Origin of the sequence: Salinicola sp. MIT1003 (genome assembly GCF_001858555.1) — a bacterium.
Taxonomy (GTDB): domain Bacteria; phylum Pseudomonadota; class Gammaproteobacteria; order Pseudomonadales; family Halomonadaceae; genus Salinicola; species Salinicola salarius.
Genome location: NZ_MCAP01000011.1, coordinates 346948 through 365804, shown reverse-complemented (window position 1 = coordinate 365804; position 18857 = coordinate 346948). Strand labels below are relative to the sequence as shown.

The 18857-nt window shown below is 52.8% G+C and carries 20 protein-coding genes; 10 read left to right on the top strand and 10 right to left on the bottom strand.

The window, feature by feature from the left end:
• The first annotated feature begins 279 nt into the window (after positions 1 to 279).
• The 3 genes from BC443_RS06860 to BC443_RS06855 are packed head-to-tail and all read left to right on the top strand — an operon-like array spanning position 280 to position 1726.
• Positions 280 to 708: a hypothetical protein gene (locus BC443_RS06860; protein WP_071231080.1), complete on the top strand. Its 429-nt coding sequence runs from the start codon at positions 280 to 282 to the stop codon at positions 706 to 708.
• Between the two features lie 26 nt (positions 709 to 734).
• Positions 735 to 1070, top strand: a complete 336-nt coding sequence (locus tag BC443_RS18510) for a hypothetical protein (protein WP_139284253.1) — start codon at positions 735 to 737, stop codon at positions 1068 to 1070.
• Complete coding sequence (locus BC443_RS06855; protein WP_071231079.1) at positions 1064 to 1726, top strand: hypothetical protein; 663 nt, start codon at positions 1064 to 1066, stop codon at positions 1724 to 1726. Before BC443_RS18510 ends, BC443_RS06855 begins: the two co-directional genes overlap by 7 nt.
• A gap of 32 nt (positions 1727 to 1758) precedes the next feature.
• Here BC443_RS06855 and BC443_RS06850 read toward each other — a convergent pair whose 3' ends face one another.
• Entirely contained in the window at positions 1759 to 2007 is a 249-nt protein-coding gene (locus BC443_RS06850; RefSeq protein WP_071231078.1) for a hypothetical protein, read from the bottom strand.
• Positions 2008 to 2028: 21 nt separating this feature from the next.
• On the bottom strand, positions 2029 to 2466 hold the full coding sequence (locus tag BC443_RS06845; RefSeq protein WP_170835855.1) for a hypothetical protein: 438 nt from the start codon (positions 2464 to 2466) through the stop codon (positions 2029 to 2031).
• A 364-nt stretch (positions 2467 to 2830) separates the two neighbouring features.
• Between BC443_RS06845 and BC443_RS06840 the strand changes: the two genes are divergently transcribed.
• From BC443_RS06840 to BC443_RS18500, 5 genes are all read left to right on the top strand, one after another.
• The gene (locus BC443_RS06840) at positions 2831 to 4129 is read left to right on the top strand and encodes a hypothetical protein (RefSeq protein ID WP_071231076.1); all 1299 of its coding nucleotides are present in this window, start codon (positions 2831 to 2833) and stop codon (positions 4127 to 4129) included.
• Positions 4130 to 4144: 15 nt separating this feature from the next.
• The gene (locus BC443_RS18505; RefSeq protein WP_139284252.1) at positions 4145 to 4762 is read left to right on the top strand and encodes a hypothetical protein; all 618 of its coding nucleotides are present in this window, start codon (positions 4145 to 4147) and stop codon (positions 4760 to 4762) included.
• A 267-nt stretch (positions 4763 to 5029) separates the two neighbouring features.
• A complete protein-coding gene (locus tag BC443_RS06835) occupies positions 5030 to 5998 on the top strand; it encodes an AAA family ATPase (protein WP_071231075.1) in 969 nt (322 codons plus the stop codon).
• Positions 5976 to 6884 carry a replication protein C, IncQ-type gene (repC, locus tag BC443_RS06830; RefSeq protein ID WP_071231074.1) on the top strand — a complete coding sequence of 303 codons (909 nt, stop codon included), beginning with the start codon at positions 5976 to 5978 and terminating at the stop codon, positions 6882 to 6884. Before BC443_RS06835 ends, repC begins: the two co-directional genes overlap by 23 nt.
• Before the next feature lie 503 nt (positions 6885 to 7387).
• Positions 7388 to 7966 carry a hypothetical protein gene (locus BC443_RS18500; RefSeq protein ID WP_139284251.1) on the top strand — a complete coding sequence of 193 codons (579 nt, stop codon included), beginning with the start codon at positions 7388 to 7390 and terminating at the stop codon, positions 7964 to 7966.
• 43 nt (positions 7967 to 8009) lie between these two features.
• Here the strand turns inward: BC443_RS18500 and BC443_RS06820 are convergent, their stop codons facing one another.
• The 3 genes from BC443_RS06820 to BC443_RS06810 form a co-directional block, all read right to left on the bottom strand.
• Positions 8010 to 9287, bottom strand: coding sequence for a Y-family DNA polymerase (locus tag BC443_RS06820; protein ID WP_071231072.1), 1278 nt, complete (start codon positions 9285 to 9287; stop codon positions 8010 to 8012).
• Positions 9284 to 9736 (bottom strand): S24 family peptidase, encoded by a 453-nt coding sequence (locus BC443_RS06815; protein WP_071231071.1) that lies wholly within the window; start codon positions 9734 to 9736, stop codon positions 9284 to 9286. Before BC443_RS06815 ends, BC443_RS06820 begins: the two co-directional genes overlap by 4 nt.
• 79 nt (positions 9737 to 9815) lie before the next feature.
• Positions 9816 to 10676, bottom strand: coding sequence for a cytosine permease (locus BC443_RS06810; protein WP_083387259.1), 861 nt, complete (start codon positions 10674 to 10676; stop codon positions 9816 to 9818).
• Positions 10677 to 11049: 373 nt separating this feature from the next.
• Between BC443_RS06810 and BC443_RS06805 the strand changes: the two genes are divergently transcribed.
• On the top strand, positions 11050 to 11532 hold the full coding sequence (locus BC443_RS06805; protein WP_071231070.1) for an ureidoglycolate lyase: 483 nt from the start codon (positions 11050 to 11052) through the stop codon (positions 11530 to 11532).
• A 76-nt stretch (positions 11533 to 11608) separates the two neighbouring features.
• On the opposite strand, the gene BC443_RS06800 is transcribed toward BC443_RS06805, so the two are convergent.
• The 4 genes from BC443_RS06800 to BC443_RS06785 all read right to left on the bottom strand — a co-directional run bounded on the left by BC443_RS06800 (position 11609) and on the right by BC443_RS06785 (position 16193).
• The gene (locus BC443_RS06800; protein ID WP_071231069.1) at positions 11609 to 13099 is read right to left on the bottom strand and encodes a sodium:solute symporter family protein; all 1491 of its coding nucleotides are present in this window, start codon (positions 13097 to 13099) and stop codon (positions 11609 to 11611) included.
• Positions 13100 to 13389: 290 nt separating this feature from the next.
• On the bottom strand, positions 13390 to 13782 hold the full coding sequence (locus tag BC443_RS06795) for a RidA family protein (RefSeq protein WP_071231068.1): 393 nt from the start codon (positions 13780 to 13782) through the stop codon (positions 13390 to 13392).
• A 49-nt stretch (positions 13783 to 13831) separates the two neighbouring features.
• A complete protein-coding gene (locus tag BC443_RS06790; RefSeq protein ID WP_071231067.1) occupies positions 13832 to 15301 on the bottom strand; it encodes a D-aminoacylase in 1470 nt (489 codons plus the stop codon).
• Positions 15302 to 15329: 28 nt separating this feature from the next.
• On the bottom strand, positions 15330 to 16193 hold the full coding sequence (locus BC443_RS06785; protein ID WP_071231066.1) for a MurR/RpiR family transcriptional regulator: 864 nt from the start codon (positions 16191 to 16193) through the stop codon (positions 15330 to 15332).
• Positions 16194 to 16371: 178 nt separating this feature from the next.
• Here BC443_RS06785 and BC443_RS06780 point away from each other — a divergent pair, with 178 nt between their 5' ends.
• Positions 16372 to 17595, top strand: coding sequence for an amino acid deaminase (locus tag BC443_RS06780; RefSeq protein ID WP_083387258.1), 1224 nt, complete (start codon positions 16372 to 16374; stop codon positions 17593 to 17595).
• Positions 17596 to 17912: 317 nt separating this feature from the next.
• Here BC443_RS06780 and BC443_RS06775 read toward each other — a convergent pair whose 3' ends face one another.
• The gene (locus BC443_RS06775) at positions 17913 to 18710 is read right to left on the bottom strand and encodes an SDR family oxidoreductase (RefSeq protein WP_071231065.1); all 798 of its coding nucleotides are present in this window, start codon (positions 18708 to 18710) and stop codon (positions 17913 to 17915) included.
• Between the last annotated feature and the right edge of the window lie 147 nt (positions 18711 to 18857).

Here is an 18857-nt window from a genome sequence, read left to right as displayed (position 1 = left end):
AGTTTTCAGCGAGATTCTACGAACTAACAAAGGATATGAAATAGCAACCAAAAAACTAATACAAAAGGAGATATGCCATGATTGAGAATTTTCTTTCAGGAGTGCTCATAGTAGCAATAGTAGGACTTGGATTGGCTTGGCTTTATTTGCCTGACGTTTTATTTCCGGTAGTTGCTTTTTTCTTAGTCCCATTCATAGGTTTCATTTTTTACAGACTCAATAAAGGTTAATAAGGATTGACAATTAAAACTGCATAACAAAAACAAAAGGAGACACGCTATGCAAAATATCAAATCAACAATATCAAAAACAGTCGGAACACTAGCAATCGCAGGTATTGCCAGCGGTATCACTTGGCTTATCACCTACGACCATATGGTTCACAAAATTGCTGACTGGAGTGACCAAGCAAGCGTTTCGTTCAACGCTCAACAGAAGGTCATAGAAGCGCTCTCAGACGAGTTAACCGAGCAGTGTATCGCTAACAGCAATATCCAGCGTTTCAAGCCTGACGCCTGCTTAAATGCTGTCTCTGTTCTAGAACAGCGTCTTGACTACAACAAAGTTCCTGAATACGAGAAATTTGTTGAGGAATTCCAGAAAAACGCACAAAGGAATTTCTTCTACAAAAGGCTTGCGAAAGAAGCCTCGGAACTTGCTGACAAGCACAGAGCTATAGAAACCAATAACAACAAGGCCGACCAGTAAGTCGGCTATAATCAAGGAGAACAACAATGAATATACTACAAAAACTTGAATCCAAGCTAACCCCCAAGTCCACAGACGAAGCAGTAGATAAAGAGCTTGAAGATTATTCCATTCAAGATATCAGGCTACGCTTAAAAAAAGACAGGAGAAACCGTAAGATAGCTTTTCTTCTAAACTCTGGTATTATTACTCTAAGTTTATTGTCTTTGTTATTTTTTACTGCGGTAATATCTTCTCTGGTTATATCTATTACGTGCATTATCTGTTTATCCACACTTAGAGATATTGATAACAAGATAGAAGCTTTGGAATCAGGCTTGAAAAGGAAGATTGAAAACAATAAAGGAGATCCAAAATGTTGATAACAACAAACAATAACCCCGTCGCATTTGTGCGCACTACAGACGAAATTTTGAAAGCAGGTGCTTCTAGAAAAGCCAAGCTCGATATCTTCAGCCTCATGCAAGGTGAGCCGGTTTTTCTAGAAACGTCTCTCACTGATGACGGACAGCTCTACGACCTTGCTGTGTTCGATTCTGCGGGTAAGCCTGTGCTGGCTACGGGTATCAGCCCTACGCATGTTTTCGAGGGTGATACGGCCACGGGTGAGGACTACGCGTCCTTGGCAGCGTATCCGTCTCTATGCCAAGCCTGGGACCGTTTGGCTAGGGTTCTGGCTGGTAGGACCGTGGTCAGCTATCAAGCCTCAGAGACCTTCTATCGCTTGCTGTTCGCATTGAGCGATTGCGGTATCGAATTCGAATTTGCGGGGCTCGTAGACGCTTCTGAAGCTCTACAGCGTGTGTTGGGGTCAAGACACTCGCTCGCGAGCGCATACGAGCTTTTAGGCGGTCAGGAAGCCATAGGTAGTGATATGGCTTACGGAAAGGCTCTCATGCTCGCTCAGGTCTACCGTTCGATTGCTGATTCAGTAGAGGAACCGCTTAGGTCTGGCACGGTCTCGGGCGCTGTGTATCGCGAGATCCACAACGCCAGAAACGAAAAGGGGAGCTTGTGAGGCTCCCCGGTTTTGAAACGGGTGTGGATAGATTAGAAGCGACCCTCTGGCCCGCCAGTCTGGATATCGATGCACACGTCGACGATTCGATCCCGCTTGGCGTCGGGAAAGGCCATGACGGTTTCGTGAAAATCCTCAGCACGGCAATACGCGAGATCGACATAGGTGCCTTCCACGGTCTCTTCGTAGCCCGTTTTATCAGTAGATTCACTGGCTTCTTGTGCCATGGCAGAGCCAGCGACGAAGGCCAACGCTACCGCTATGAGTGTGGTGGTGTTCATGGTGTGCTCCCCTGTGCATTATTAGTTGTTAGCATTGGCTTCTTTCATTAGTGCTTTCTCAATACCCTGAATGTAGGTATTCCCGCCTTTAATGCTTGCGAAACCTACAATCAACGACACTACTAGAGCAGGTATTGCTAGACTCTGGGCCATATCAAAGCCTGCATGAATGCCATTTTGGAAATAATAGTAAATCAGGAAGACACTAAACAGAATTGTGAAAACGCTAAAATTTCTGTTAAGTCTATCAACTACAGGTCCGTTGCCTGATTTCCTGAATAGCGATATGAACGCCAATAGGCCAAAAATCGGAAGGAAAGCTATGACCAACTCAAGTAGAGAACAATAAATCACTGTTCCTACTAAACTACCATTTTTGCCTGCCTCAGCTCTCATGCGCACGATTTCGGCGGTAGATTTGTTATAGAACATGGCAAGCCCTTGATCGTCGTATGCCATGATTAACTCGTGTCCCGGCCAGAACGAAAGGCTCGTGTTATCTAGCGACCAAGTGCGTTGTTTTCCCGTTTTCTGGTTCTCAAGTAATACCTTGGTCGTAACACCCCCGGTATGCTCGGTCTGAATCTCGAAATAGCGACCGCTACCTTCGCTATAGACTGAGGATTGACGGCTATCCTGCTCCACAACGTCAACAACCTTCACATGATCGAAGCGCATTCCCCTGACCTCATTTTTGGTTTTGGCCGGTAGGTTTGATCGACTGTAACAGGTTGTCAATAGGCAATGTCTTAATTTTTGTAGGAAATGATCTATTTAGTAAAATATGATATAATAGTACCAATAACAAAAAAGGAGTATTGATATGATTTACAACAAGCAAGAGATTAAGAGAAAGTCGAAGCAATTTCTGTATCAAGGGGTTTTAGGGACTACCGCCTTGGCCTATGGCACGGGGGCTGTAGCTTCGTCTTGGGAGCAAGTTGATAGAAAAGATTTAGTTTTGAATAAAGCGTCTCAATCTGATGAAGACTTCGATTTGACGCAGTTCATTCAAAGCGGAAAAACAAAGCTCAATAATGATGCTGGGGCAATGTCTGCAGTGACGCATTTGTCAGCAAAAGAGGTTGCAACCTCACCAATGACCCAGCTAACAAAAAACGAACCAGTCGTCATGGGAATGTTTGACGGTGCGAACGATATGGGCACTATTCAAATAATTAGCATGAAGCGCCACCCGGACGGTTCCGCAACTCTATATCAAAAGTTCTTTACGCCATATGATTTTGACCCCAAGAGCGAAGGTGGCACGTTGTCGCGTGCAAGCGTTGATATTTTGGAAAATCGATATGGTGGCAATCCATTTGAAGATTTCAAGTCTAATGAAGAAGAATACAAAAATTCGTTTATAAAGATAAAGCCATACGGTCTTCAGACTGCGATGGGAATTGCTATGCAACATTACCAGTCCACTACCGGGATATACGTTTTTCTTGAGCCTCAAGTGAGAGTTTGGACAACAACTAGTGGTGGCCCATTTAGAAAGAAAGTCACGACACACGTTGAAGCGCATTTCAAGCCACACTGGGGATTTATGACCCCTGCCGATATTGGTAATGATATGGGGACTGTAGGAAAACCATTTTACGTATTAGACAATGGCAAAACTGTTATCTCCGGGGCAAATCTACACGAAGTGTCATGTGATCTTAATCCGCATTATGGTGATCCCGGCGAGCCCAAATATTTGTCGAAATTTAGCTGTGATCGCGTCAAGGTTTTTTACGACAAAAAAACTAAATCTGGGTGGACTGGTATAGCGCTTATCGCTGTTGGTATCGCGATAGGTATAGCGACAGGCGGTATCGCTATGGCAGGAACGGTATGGATGAATGGATTATACGGTGCCATGGCTGTTGCAGGATTCGGTGCTATAAACGGAAATACAAACTTTACTGATGTTTCTTCTACAAGTTTAGGTAACGTTACAGCAATATCTGATACTAAATCGCTTGAAAAACAGGGTGATTGGGCTATGAAGTGGAAAAATGTTATGAGGGATAGAGTTAATGAAGGTCCGCTTGATTCGAAACTTGAAGGTATCAATGAGGAATTCAAAAAAGAAAAAGACAACTGGTCCGCAATGACTATAGAACCAAGATAAATAAAGGAGAGGTTTATGAAAAGAACAATTATAGCCATAGCTTTAGCTTCAATATCAATACCTGCATTTGCTGACTTTACACTATCTGCAGAAGAGAACCGCAATTCTCCGCTCTCGATACTGCTCCATGGCAAAGCCGTTGCGGTGTCTACCGATCCCGGCAAAACCCTTGTTATCGAGAAACGAGGATTAGACGATTCTGGTCGTCAAGTTATTCAAGAAACGCGCTACGACAAACCCCTGCAGAAGGTTCTTGAGTCTAACGCTGTGATGTATGGTATTAGTCATAACGGACAGCATTGGAGTATCGAAACACGCGGGCATAGGGAGAGAGTAAACGCTTACACCAACACTGCTATTGATTCTGTTCAAGAAGCTTGGACAAGAGGCCAGCTATCTTTTAGCCCGGTCGATTCTTCAGTCTTCGGATTTCCTTTGATTCAATCCGGTTTCGTTTTTGCCAACCAAATCGTTTTAGGGAATGCAGACTACAAAATCTCGCCTGAAACTGAAAAATTGCTTCAGACTTTAAATAGACCAAAATCGAAGAATAAGAACAATCAAGACGCTTGGAACAATCTGCAAATAGGTCTACACAACAATGAGGCAAGAGAAGCTTTTTTTGCTCACTAGTTTTACTATAAATGTAAACTTTTTTAGTAAAAAATATAAATAATTATTACATTTTAATATTTATATGTTATAATATTAATATAGCCACCCGGAAGAAGGTGGCTATAACTAGAAGGCAAAACTGACGCTGAAACCAAATTAGAGAAAGAGAACAATTTGACGCCAGCTCTGACAGTAAACATTATATAATAAGCTATATGTAATTGTCAATTAAATATTTGCCTCCTTTTTAATAATAAGTCATTAAAAACACAAAAGGAGAGAGGAATGACTAACAATAATATTTTAGAAAAATCTGCGAGCGGTTGGAACTACTTTAATATAGACGCAGTTAGCAAGACCACACCCGAACCACTAGACTTCGTATTGCCGGGGTTCGTTTCGGGAACAGTGGGCTCGCTTGTCGGTGCAGGTGGTGCTTCAAAATCAGCCATGGCACTCGCTATAGCCGGTGAAATTTGCGGTGGTAGTGAAACTGTAGGAGCAAAGCTAAACCCTACTGAGAAAGCCGTGAGCGTCCTTGTTCTTGAAGATCCTGCGTTAGCAACCCAGCACAGAATCGATTCATATTTCCATTCGCTCAATGAAGTTCAGAAAAAAAGCGTTGCTGACGGCAGGCTTCAAATTATGCCATTAGCCAGCCAAACCTTTAATATCGAAAATTCCGCTACGCTTGAAAAGCTTGAGCAGATTGCCAGCTATTCCCGCTTAATAATTCTCGACACGTTCAAGAAGGTTCACAATCTCAACGAAAACGACAGCGGTGATATGGGTATTGTGCTGGACAAGCTTTTGAAAATTGCTGACAAAAACAACTGCGCGATTCTCTTCCTCCACCACATGAATAAAGGCTCTGCCGTCAACGATACTGCAGGAGAACAGCAGTCTTCGCGTGGCTCGTCTGTCTTAGTGGATAACATTCGTTTCCAAGCTTATATGAAGACTATGAGCGTGAAAGACGCGAACGACTACGGAATCTCGGAAGAAGACCGAAAAAGATTCGTTCAGTATGGCGTCAGCAAGGTTAATTTGGCTATGCACCCTGAGCCTATCTGGTTCAAGCGTGTTTCCGACCCAAGACCAGAAATTTACGGCTATACACTTCAGCGTGTAGAGCTTGAGAAAAAAAACAAGAAGGAAAAGCCAGTCGCAAAACCTGCAAAGGCAAGGAAGCCAGTAGCAGTCGAAAATAACAACAACATGGAGAGTTCAAATGAAAAATTCGCAGACTTCTGAAATCACTTTCGCGCAGAATGACACGGCTTCACTTTTAGCGCCAATTTTTACACACGTCAGCAATACGAAAGGCGAACGAGACAAAGATATCGTTCACTACAACTACAATGGCGCTGATATCACATTCAGAATGTTCGAGAAGCTTGACGCTATCGAACAATCCGTTTTGCTCGCAATTGTTGGATTGTCAGCAAAACAGGGATTGTTGCTACCACCTGAGCCAAAGCAGGGTTCTATATCTGAGAGGCTTTTGAGTCGTTTGAATAAAGACACCAGCGAGCTAGCTCCGTTCTCGAACCACCCGCGTGTTATCAAAACTAGCTACTATGCGATTTTGAAGGCGTCTGGAATGGGTAGAAGCAAGCAAAGCAAAGAAAGACTCATAGAGGCTTTGAGAAGGCTTTCTCAAGTAAACTATGAAATCGAGACAGATAGATATATTACTTCAGAAAACATGGTGTCGCTTGTTGTCGATAAAGACGAAGAAATGTTGTATGTCGGTATTTCAAGTATTTTGTCATATGCTCTAGAAAATCAATACACTTACATAGACCTTGTTGAAAGGAAGCAATTAGGTTCCCGTGCGGGCGTGGCTCATTTATTGCACGCTCGACTCAGCGCAAGCGTTAATGTCGGTAGGTCTCACTCGTTCAACGCTGAAAGAATGGCGCTAATGCTTAACGGCTATGTGTCAAGACAGAAGAAAGATGGCGCTTGGCATGAAGTCTATGTAGATATTGATAGTGTCAAATTGAAAAATTTGAAGAAGTATGTTGTTTCCTCTTTCAGAAAAATAGGCAAGCTTGATGGCTGGGAAATATCTGAAAAAGGTAAAGGTAGAGATCAGGTTTTCATTGTTAGCAGGTTGGATATTAACAATATCTAATGATTCGCTTAGACAGCACCTCCAATTATTTTGCTTGAAGTGCTGTCTATTTTTTCGTCTATCTGAAAAGTCTTTAAATTAGCGCTTAAACAGAACCTACTATCGCTTAAACAGAACCTACTATCGCTTAAACAGAACCTAGCGACTCAATTTTTCCGCCAATTTCTGTGCGGTTTCGCTACTAAATTGAAAGTCACCATTTTTCTCTTTTAATACTCCTTAAAGAGTATTTTAAGGAATCTCTTAAAACCGGCGCTTGAAGCGCCGTTTTCTTCGATTCGAATTTCCGTTTTAGAAAAACAAAACCTGTTCGCTTGGAACTTCGTTCCTTCGCTCAATGTTATTGATAAACAGAATTATTAGTTTTGTTTAGTTCTAGGAAGAATAGCTTTAAACAATTAAAAACTATCGATCAATAAATATTATTAGCATTAAATAGTTGATGTCTTAAAACTATGATGTTATAATAAGCTCTGAAACCAAAAATATAAAGGGGAACAAAAATGAAAACATTTAAAACTATATCTATCGCATTAATTTCTTTATCTCTATTAGCTCTCCAAGGTTGTGTGACAATGACCGGGGAAGCCGACCCAGAAAATACTACATACATTTCTGAGCAACAGGTTTCACCTGATCACAAGCTTTACAAAGGTGTCAAAGTTGGTGAAGTTGAAGGCTTTGCAGGAACTAGCGTCTTTCCAATAATGGGTAAAGTATCGCCGAATCTCAATAATGACACTGCTCGCGAATCTATCGAAAGAACTTTAGCGAGTGCTGACTTGTTAGCGTCTTCGAATGCCTCTTATGTTCTTGACGCAATCATGATAGACGACGGTGCTATCGGTGCGTTCGGTATGGAAACTGTTTGGTCTGGCACTGAAAGAGATATTAAGATTCAATATGTGCTTCATGAAATCAACAATCGTCTGAAGTTGTATGACGAAGTGATTACAAGTCATGGCGAAGCAAGTTGTTCAGATAAGTGCTTCGGCCTGTATCTGCAAGAAAGAATTGCTGCAGAACGTAGCTATCTTATCAATATGAAAAATATGCTCAACGCGCTAATCGCAATAAAGTAAATCTGACTGAAGTTTCAAAGCCTCGCTCTCACGCGGGGCTTTTTCATGTCTGAGCTTTCGGTAATTCGTCCCATCTTGTTGAATATCGATTCGATCTGTTCGAACAACGCAAATGCCAAGACGCATTACCTGACGGCAACCCAAACCGAACGCTTTGTCTTCCCATTTTTTCGTTCACTGAATCAATAACACTCATGAGCTTTTCAGCTTTCTCGCGCTTCTCAACTGATTCGGAATCGTCGAGCAAAGACATTTGGTTTTTGTCCGAATCGATAAGGTCAATCAACATAACCCCGCCTTTCATAAAATGATAGCCTTCACGATAAACCTCGCGAAGACAACGACCCGCACCGGCTATGATTTCACGGCTATCGTCACTAGGATTCTCAAGCTCAATAACAAAAGACGGTGAGTATTGCGCTAAGTCTTGTCGGTATCGATTAGTCTGCAAGAAAACCAGCACCGCTCTACATAAGCTATTTTGTTCACGCAATTTTTCAGCACCACGCTGTGCGTGTTGACGGATTGCTTGCTGTATCTGTTCAAAATCGTCTGTCAGCTTCCCGAACGAACGCGAAGTCATTATCCGTTTCTTTGGCTCATGGTAGTCATTCATTGTGATACAAGGCTTTCCCTGAAGCTCTAGAATGGTTCGCTCTAAAACTACCGAGAAAGCCTTTTTCATTTCCCTTGAATCCGTTCGGCTTAAATCCAATGCTGTATAAATTCCCATAGCATTCAGCTTACCGACGAGCTTACGACCAATCCCCCAGACATCCCCAACGTCTATACGCTCAAGAATCTTTTCTAACCGCTTATCCTTATTTTCAATAACAAAAACTCCGTCAAACCGTGCCACCTTTTTCGCAATGCGGTTAGCCAGCTTGGATAGTGTCCGCGTTGGTGCAACACCCACGCAAACAGGAATGCCAGTGAATTTCTTCACTTTCTGCCGTAAATCGTGGCAATGCTCAATCAACTGGTTTCGCTCAAAGCCTTCGAATTTTACAAAGCACTCGTCAATAGAATACGGCTCGATTCCTGCCGAATACTCTTCAAGAATCGACTGGACTCGATTCGACATATCACCGTAAAGTTCATAATTAGAACTGAAAAGGTAAACTTTTTTAGCCTTTATCAAATCTTTAATTTTGAAAGCTGGCGTGCCCATTTCGACACCCAAGGCTTTCAATTCCTGAGACCGGGCGATTACACAGCCGTCATTATTCGACAAAACCCCAACTGGCTTACCGTTATACCAAGGCTGAAAAACCCTCTCACAGGAACAGTAGAAGTTATTGCAATCTACAAGCCCAATCACCGTGAAACCCTCTTCAAAACTCGCATACGGCGGTGAATCGAAGACACCACACCCCACGTATCATCCTCGACCGCTTCGGCTGGAACCGGTGGATATCGGTCAGCACCGGAGCAAAGCATTTTCCGCCCGTGCCGGATTTCATACGACTTCACGATTAGCTCACCGTCCACAACACCCACAACGACATCATCAACGGCTAAATCGAGCGACCGATCCACAAGCAACAGCGTCCCATCGAAAATCCCATACTCGCGCATAGAGTCGCCAACAGCGGTGATATAGAAGCTCGCAGAAGGCCGGGAAACAAAGAACTCGTTGAGGTCTAACTTTCTACCTTCATAGTCCTGCGCGGGGCTGGGAAACCCGCTAATTCCCGCTCTACAGAGCGTTTCAAGGTGGGGCAGGTATAGGCGTGCGTTCGATTCGATTGGCTTCTGTACGGCTTCCATGGCTTATGGCTCGAATACTGTATGGATAGACAGTATCGGCAATGGCGAACCTATCTTCAAGCCTTACCAACTCTAGCCGTCAAATCTTCTCTACTAATGTGTTTACCGTCATCACCGTGGTCGCCGAGAACACCAGGAAGTTGACCGGCAGGCCCCAGAAGTTGCCCCGCTTGACGTCGTCGAAGGTGCGCGCGTAGCGGGTGAAGTCGCCGAAGTTGAGCGTCGGCCCGGCAAAATAGCCGGCGACGATGGCGGCGGCGATCACCATCTGCCACAGCTGCTCGCCGGGGGAGAGCTGAATGTCGCTCAAGGTAAAGCTGATATTGGACCAGCCCGCCTGCCACACCAGCCAGGCGGCCAGGGCGAACATCACCAGATAGACCGCCGGGCCGCTCCAGTCGATGAAGCGACGGATCGAATCCATGCCGCGCCAGAACACGATCGCCTGCAGGCCCCACAGCAGCATGAAGCTGATCCAGCCCAGGTAGGAGAGACCGAGAAAGCTGGGGCCGGCCAGCGATTCCATGCCGGGGAACAGGCGCAGGATCACGATGGTCAGGGCGTTGGAGGCCAGATAGGTCTGAATGCCGTACCACACCACGGCGATCAGGCCGCGAATCATCGCCGGAATGTTAGCCCCCAGCACGCCGAACGAGAGCCGGCAGATCACCGGGAACGGCACCGCGGCTTTCTGGCTCGGCTTCGCCATCAGGTTGGCGAAGATCTGTACGATGCAGATACCGATCAACAATGAGATCAGCACCTGCCAGCCGGCCAGACCCAGAGCAAACAGGCTGGCGGCGACCACGTAGCCGCCGACGCTGTGCACGTCGGAAAGCCAGAAGGCGAGAATGTTGTACCAGTTCCAGTTCTGCCTGGTGGGCGCGAGATCGGCGTTATAGAGCCGGTCGCTGTACTGATGATGCGGTTGCTGTGGCATGGCGGCTGCCCTCCGCAGGGCGGTTTGCGATGATGGTTCCTTTTTTTGTATACAAGATGCGTGCCATATCCCGCATGCACGTGAAGGGGGATGGGGCGCAGACGGTGTGGATAACGCGACGCTGCTAAAAAGAGACCAGCGATCAGGCTTTTAGAATCGGCGCCATTGCATGGCATGATTTCGCTTCAGCCATGCGTTCACCTGTCGGGCGGGAGGCGGCGAGAGAGTCTTCAAGCTCGGATGGCATGACGACGCACAACCGATGCGCGCTGGAATAGCGAATCGCACCATTGAAGGTGCATAAAGACGAAACGGTTTCATTTTGTATACGATGATGCGCTAGATTGGAACGAAGTACCAAGGGGAGAGAGTCATGCTGGAATTGAAGGCCCAGAAGCTGACGCCGGAGGCTTTCGCGCCGTTCGGCGACGTGATCGACGCGCGTATCAGCGAGTCATTTGCGATCAACGGCGGGCGCACGCAGCGCCATCACGATCTGGCCCGGGTGGAGATCCTGGACGCCCCCTCGCGACCGCTGATCAGCGTGTTCGTCAGCCAGCCGGTCACGCTGCCGCTGGAGCTCGAGCTGCTCGAACGTCATCCGCTGGGCAGCCAAGCGTTCATGCCGCTGCACGAGGAACGCTTCATCGTCGTCGTGGCGCCGCCGGGAGACGACATCGACCCTGACGGGATCCGCGCCTTCGTCACTGACGGCCGCCAGGGCGTCAACTACCGCGCCGGCACCTGGCATGCCATTCATTCGGTGCTGGAGCGGGAAGGCGAGTTCCTCGTCGTCGACCGCGCTGGCGCCGACAATCTCGACGAACGGCCGATGGCGATTCGGGTGGTGGTCTAGAGCGGATCAGCGGGCGAGAGTCGAGAACGATGATGCCCCGCTGGCGCGGGGCATCGAGTTCTTGTGGAGCCCCGACTCAGGCCGTCTTGCCGCTGACGGCTGCCGCCGGATCTTCCTCCAGCTCCATGCGCTCGCGCTCGTCGTCGATGATCTTGAGCGCCTGTTCCGGCGTCACCTTCGAGGCCGGCGTGACCAGACTGACGACGACGCCCACGACCAGCGCCACCAGCACCGCCGGGATGCTGGGGTTGCCCCAGAACGTCGTCCAGCTATCCACGTTGATCACCGCCAGTGACGTGGCGGAGGCGGCGATCAGGGTGGCGATGGCGCCCTGCCAGTTGTAGCGCGGCCAGAAGCGCCCCAGCACGCCACAGACGAACATTCCCGCCATCACCGTGGCGATCATGCTGGTGATGTAGCTGATGACGTTATTGGAGGTCAGCGCGAACAGCAGCGCCAGCCCGATCGTCGCGACCAATGCCAGCCGCGAGAGACCCACGACCTTGCGGGCCGACGGCGTATGGCCGGTGAACAGCACGTAGACGTCGCGCAGCAGGATCGAGACGCCGGCGATGGCATCCGAGCTCGCGCTCGACATGGTGGCCGACAGCCCCGCGACCAGCAGCAGCAGGCCCAGCCACAGCGGCAGGATCTCGGTGGCCAGGAACGGGAAGGCGAAGTTGCTGTTGTCGAGACCGGGATTCAGCGCATGGGTCGCCATGCCGATGATCGCCGGAATGATCGAGAAGAACAGATAGAGGATGCCGGTGATCACGAACGACTTGCGCACCGAGCCGACCGAATTGCCGGAGTAGATCCGCTGGCGGTAGGAGGGCGTTGCCAGCACGCCGACGGCAATGACCGCGGCGAGCGAGATTGCCGGCACCAGGCCGATCTTGTCGATGCCCAGAAAGCTGGTGGCAGCGATGTCCATGTTGGCGCCGAGACCGGAGAAGCCACCGACCTCGAACAGCGCGATGATCGCCATCGCGATGAAGCCGACGAACAGCACCACCGCCTGGACGGTGTCGGTCCAGATCACCGCCATGTAGCCGCCGATCACGCAGTAGATGCCGAAACCCAGCGCTACCAGGATGCGCGCGGTAGTCAGGTCGATTCCCGCCATCCATGAGAGGTAGAGCCCGCCGCCGAGAATATGCGCGCCCAGCCAGCCGATGCAGGCGATGTAGATCAGAACGGCGACGATATTGCGCACCCAACGATTGGCGCCGACGTAATAGGAAAGCTCCTCGCTCATGGTCATGAAGCGGAAGCGGCGTACCGGCGCGAACCAGAACGCCAGCAGCAGCACGCCGATGGAACCGCCGATGCCGTAGAGCGCACCGGCCCAGCCGTTGGCATAGCCGAACCCGACCGCGCCCATGCTGGAGCCTGTGCCGACCATGGTCGCCACCGTCGTGCCGATGGTCAGAAAGATCGGGACGCTACGTCCGCCGAGCAGGAAATCGTCGCCGGTGCTGCGACTGTTGCGGGAGACCCACCACCCGAACGCGATCATGACGAGCACGTAGGCGATGAAGGCCCCGAGGAAAACGTGACTGTTCATATTGACCTCTTATAATTGTCGTTCCGGTCGTTGCCGCGACCGGAGCAGTGTGGAATGTCATGGCCTATGGGGTTTTTCACTGCGGTCGCGCCCTTGCCGGGGCGCGACCACCTTTCTAACTTCTCCGCTTTTGTATCTCGTGCGGGCATTGTTCAAGTGCTATATCGAAGCTATGCGAGCGATGGTCAGGCGAGGCAAAAATCGACGAGATAGCGCAGTTTACGTGGGTGTAAATGAGCATATTGAGTCGATTTTTAACGACGCATGGCCGAGCGCAGCAAGCTTCGAAACTAGGCCCTGTCAGCGCGATAGCACTTGATGTCGACCTCAACCTTGCAGTCGACGACAAGGTCCTGAACGCTGCAGATCCGCGCTGGCGGATGGTCGCCGAACACTTCCTTGAACACCTTGTTGAACGAGCTGAAGTAGCGCGCGTCGGTGAGCACCGCGGTGACGTGGACGACGTCCTCGACGCCGTAGCCGGCTTCTTCGGCAATCTTCAGACAGTTGGCGAACGCCAGCCGGGACTGTTCGATGATGCTGCCCTCGACGACTTCGCCGTCGGTCATCGGCGTCTGGCCGGAGACGAACAGCCAGCCGGCCGCCTCGGTGGCGCGGGCGAAGGGCAGTTTCTGGCCACCGGTACCGACGCCGCCTTCGACGCCATAACGTTTGATACTCATGGTCTTGTTTCCTGTTGCTTTGATGAACTGCTGATCGGGATAAGTGGGTTCATGGATGGATACGAGACGGGGCAGGCGAGAGGCGAACGTCTCGTCGCAGCAGTCGTCCGGTCCGGTGTTCGCTGGCCTCGCCCTGGCGATAGCTGACCACGCCATTGACGATGACCCGCTCGATGCCGCTCGCCCTGGCGATCGGCGCGGTGTAGGTCGCGGTGTCCTCGAGGGCGTCGAGATCGAACAGCACAAGATCGGCGAAGGCGCCGACGCGGATTTCGCCGCGGTCGGTCAGGCCGAAGTTGGCGGCGGAAAGTCCGGTCATCTTGCGCACGGCTTCGGTCAACGGCAGCAGTTTCAGGTCGCGACTGTAGTGCGCGAGCACTCGCGGGAACGCGCCCCACAGACGCGGATGCGGATGCGGATCGTTGGGCAGCCCGTCGGAGCCGATCATCGACAGCGGATGCGACAGCACCAGGCGCATGTCCGCTTCGCTCATGTTGTGGTAGACCGCACCGGCCGGCTGCAGGCGCCGGGCGGCGTCCATCAGTGACAGCTTCCACTGCTCGGCGATCGTCTTCAGCGATTGGCGCGCCATTGCCGGGTGCGGGTCGGACCAGGTGATGAAGATGTCGATCTCGTCGGTGACCTGGCCCAGATCCAGCGTCGAGGAGCCGGCGGTATAGGGGTAGCAGTCGCAGTGCACGCCGTGGGAAAGCGCGGCGTCGTCGAGCTTCGCCAGCGCCCTGGGCGCGTTGCCCCAGTTGCCGGCACCGGCGCACTTGAGGTGCGAGATCACCAGCGGCGCCTGACCTTGGGCGGCGGTGGCGAAGGCTTCGTCCATGGCTTCGGGAAGCCCGGCGAACTCGTCGCGGAGATGAGTGGTGTAGACGCCGCCGGCGCGGCCGACCGCCTCGACCAGCGCGTTCATCTCGGCGGTGGGGGCGTGATAAGCATTGCGATAGGCGAGCCCGGAACTCATGCCCACGGCGCCCTCGGCCAGCGCCGTTTCCAGCTGCTCGCGCATGGCGGCGATCTCGTCGTCGCTGGCGGCACGGTCGAAGCGATCCATGACCTGGCTGCGCAGGCTGGTATGCCCGATCAGCGCCGCGACGTTGACGCTGGGTTGCGCCTGCTCGATTGCCTCGGCATAGGCGGCGAAGCTGGGGTAGCGGAAATCCTCCGCGCGGCCGAGCAGGTTCATCGGGTCCGGCACCTCGCCGGCGAGCCGTACCGGGCTGGCACTGATGCCGCAGTTGCCGACCACCACCGTGGTCACACCCTGGGAAAGCTTGGGCAGCATCTGGGGGGTACGGATGACGTTGGTGTCGTCGTGGGTATGCACATCGATGAAGCCGGGAGTGAGAATCAGCCCCGTGGCATCGACGGTCTCGCGGGCGTCGGCATCGCCCAGATCGCCGATGGCGACGATCCGGTCGCCCTCGATCGCCACGTCGGCGATGAAAGGCTCGCGTCCGGTGCCGTCGATGACGCTGGCGCCGCGGATCAACAAATCGTGGGGCATGGTGGCTCCTGAAAGCGGCTCGTGATGCTCAATCTCCCAGCGGCTGGCGGTTGTCGCCGCCGCGGTGGGCATCGAGAGTGATCTTGAGTCGTCGCAGCTTGTCGCGGGTGCGCGAGCGGTGGCGCAGCGCCAGACCGAGGGCCAGCATGTCGATGGCCGCCATCATGGCGTAGCGTGAAGACGACGGAAAATAGATGTAATCGGTCTCGCGGGCGGCCAGCGATAGCGTGATATCGGCGACCTTGGCCAACGGCGAACCGACCGCAGTGACGGCCAGTACCCGGGCGCCGTATTGGCGCGCCAGTTCGGCCGCCTCGACGATTTCCGGGGTATAGCCGGTAACGGAAAGCGCCACGACCACATCGCTGGGCTCCAGGGTCGAGGCGACCATGCGCGGCAGCAGCGACTGGGGATAGGCGCTGATCGCGTAGCCGAGGCGAACCAGCCGGAACTGCAGCTCCTGCGCCATTACCGTCGACCCGCCGCCGGCCCCGAACACCAGAATCTGGCGGGCATCGTCGAGCATCGCCACCGCGCCTTCGACGTCGGCCTGCTCCATCAGCGTGCGGTTGAGCGCCAGCGTCTGGGCGGCGGTGTCGTAGATCACGCCGAGGCCATCGTCCTCGCTCGCTTCCTGAATGAAGCGGCGGCCGGCAGCCAGCGCCCGGGTCAGGCGCGTCTTGAGGTCGCGAACGTTGCGGCAGTCCACCGCTCGAGCAAAGCGGGTCACCGTGGCATCGCTCACCTCGGCGCGCCTGGCGATTTCACCGATGCTCGCCTCCGCGACGAAGTCGATATCGTCGAAGATCAGATTGGCGACCTTCTTCTCCGCCTCGCGCAGACTCGGCAGGCAAGCGGTGATGTGCGACAAGATGTCGATTTCCTGGCTCACGTTGGGCTCGATAGTCGGTAAGTAGTCAGTCGATGTTAGTGACTAACGTATTTTTATTTTGTGTGTTAGTAAATACCCCGAAGGGTTGAGAAGAAAAAGGCTGAGACAAAGAGCTGAGAAGACAGACTTGGTGACGACGATCACCACAAGCACAACATTCGCGACAGGAGAAGAACCGATGGCTGACCCGATGACGTCTTTGGCGCCGCCGCAGAAAGGCACGCCGCTTTCGACCCCCGCCAATCTGCTGGCGGACGTGCCGCTGCCGGCGGCGGCGATCTTCGAGGCACCGCTGGCGCACAATCTCGCCTGGATGCAGCGTTTCGCGGACGATCACGGCGCCAAACTCGCGCCCCACGGCAAGACGACGATGACGCCGGCGCTGTTCCAGCGACAGATCGAGGCGGGTGCCTGGGGCATCACGCTGGCGACGGCGGTGCAGACGGTGGCGGCGCATGCCCACGGCATCGATCGCGTGCTGATGGTCAATCAACTGGTCGGCCGGCCGAACATGAGGCTGATCGCGGATGCCATCGAGCGTGGCCTCGAATACTACTGCGTGGTCGATGGTGACGATAACGTGCGCGATCTGGGGCGCTATTTCGCCGAACGTGACCTCACGCTCAATGTGCTGATCGAGCTGGGCATCGACGGCGGTCGCTGCGGTTGTCGCGACGCCGAACAGGTCGAGGCGCTGGTGGCGGCGATCGCGGAACAGCCGGCGCTGGCGCTGGTGGGTATCGAAGGTTACGAGGGGATGATCGCTGGTGGCGACGAGGTCGCCGCCGTGCGCGCCTACGGCGAGCGACTGGTCGATACCGTCCGGGCGTTGCAGGCCAGTGGCGTGCTCCAGCGCGAGGCGCCGATCGTTACCGCGTCCGGCTCCAAGTGGTTCGACCTGATCGCCGAGGCGTTCGACAAGGCAGAGCTTCGTGAACACTACACGCCGGTCCTGCGCCCCGGCTGTTACGTGGTTCACGATCACAGGCTCTATGCCGGTGCAATGGACGCCGTGAAATCGCGTCACCCCGGCCTCGAAGGGGAGTTGCAGCCGGCGTTGGAGGTCTTCGTCCACGTGCAGTCGCTACCCGAGCCGGGCTTGGCGATCGTCGCGCTGGGCAAGCGCGATATCGGCCATGAGCCGGATCTTCCGCTGCCGCTGCGTCTCTATCCCCGGCTCGACGATGGCGCCCCGGCGCCCATCGACATTCGCTCGTGGCGAACGACGAAGATTATGGACCAGCACGTCTTTCTCGAGATTCCCGTGAATGCCGAGATCGCCGTTGGCGATGTCATCGCGTTCGGCACCTCGCATCCCTGCCTGACCTTCGACAAGTGGCGCCGCCTGCTGCTGGTCGACGATCGGTTGGCGGTGAAGGAGGTGATCGAGACCTGCTTCTGATGCCGGCGTCGCATTCGGCATTAAAAAAGTGGAAATGGTTTCCATAAATATTGACGCTCGGGCGTTGCTCGCTTAATTTGGCACCCTGTGAGCATCGGTCGCGGCCATTTTCCGCACCGTTGGCTGCACGACGGTCATGCGATGGTTCGCGAATCAGGCCCGGCGGTATCCGGGCAGGCGTGCCATTCCCGAGCGCTCTTCCGTCGGGATGAGACCTAACGAATCATTGACGGAAGTTTCTGGCGAGCCATTGGCTCGCCTTTTTTATGCCGGGGTTTCTGCTGTGGAGGCTAATGCCGAGGGAAGATTCGGCGCGTTCAATTCTGAACGGAGATGACGGAGCCGCCATCCACCCGGACGTTGCTGCCGTTGACGAATGAGGCGTGCTGCGACACCAGCATGGCGATCACATGAGCGACTTCCTGCGCTTCGCCGCGGCGTTTGGGCACGATGCCGGGGCGCTCCTTCTCGAGAAAACTTTCGATCGCCTCTTCGAAGGAAACGCTCAGTTGATCGGCGCGCTGCTTCATCATGCCGTCGGTCATGGGCGTCGCGATGAAGGCGGGGGCAACGGTATTGCAGAGCACGCCGTGTGCCGCTTCCTTGTAGGAGAGGTTCTTGACGAAGGTGCTCAGCGCCGCCTTCGCGGTGTTGTAGACCGCCTCTTCCCAGTAGGGTTGAACGCTGTTTTCCGACGTGATGCAGATGAAACGGCCCCAGCCGCGATCACGCATGGCAGGAATGGTGGCGCGGGCCACTCGCACGGCAGAGAAGAAGTCGATCTGCCAGGCGTGTTCGTAATCCCCGTCGGTGAGTTCCAGCGGATCGCCCTTGGAGCCAGTCACGCCGGCGGTGTGGATGACGATATCGATCGCGCCGAAGTGCTGCACGCCCTTGGCGACCAGTTCGTCCACTTCCGCTTGCCGCGTCACGTCTGCCGTCAGGCATAATGGCGCGCCCGGCAAGTCGTTGGCGGCACGCTCGAGCGCTTGCGGGTCGAGATCGGTGAGCACGAGATTGACGCCTTCGGCGGCCAGGGTGTGAGCCGTAGCCAGGCCGATACCACTTTGCGCCCCCGTGATTAATGCCGTTTTACCGTGAATGGCCAAATCCATTGCCAAGCCTCCCTGCTTACGATTGGATTGCTCGAGGAATGCAGTATTCGAGCCTCCAGCATGGTCAAGGTCGCGAATTCTTGCCAACCGGCGACCGTGAGGCTTGGCCTTGCGGGGGCGCCATCGAGGCGTAAAAATGGCGCCCGT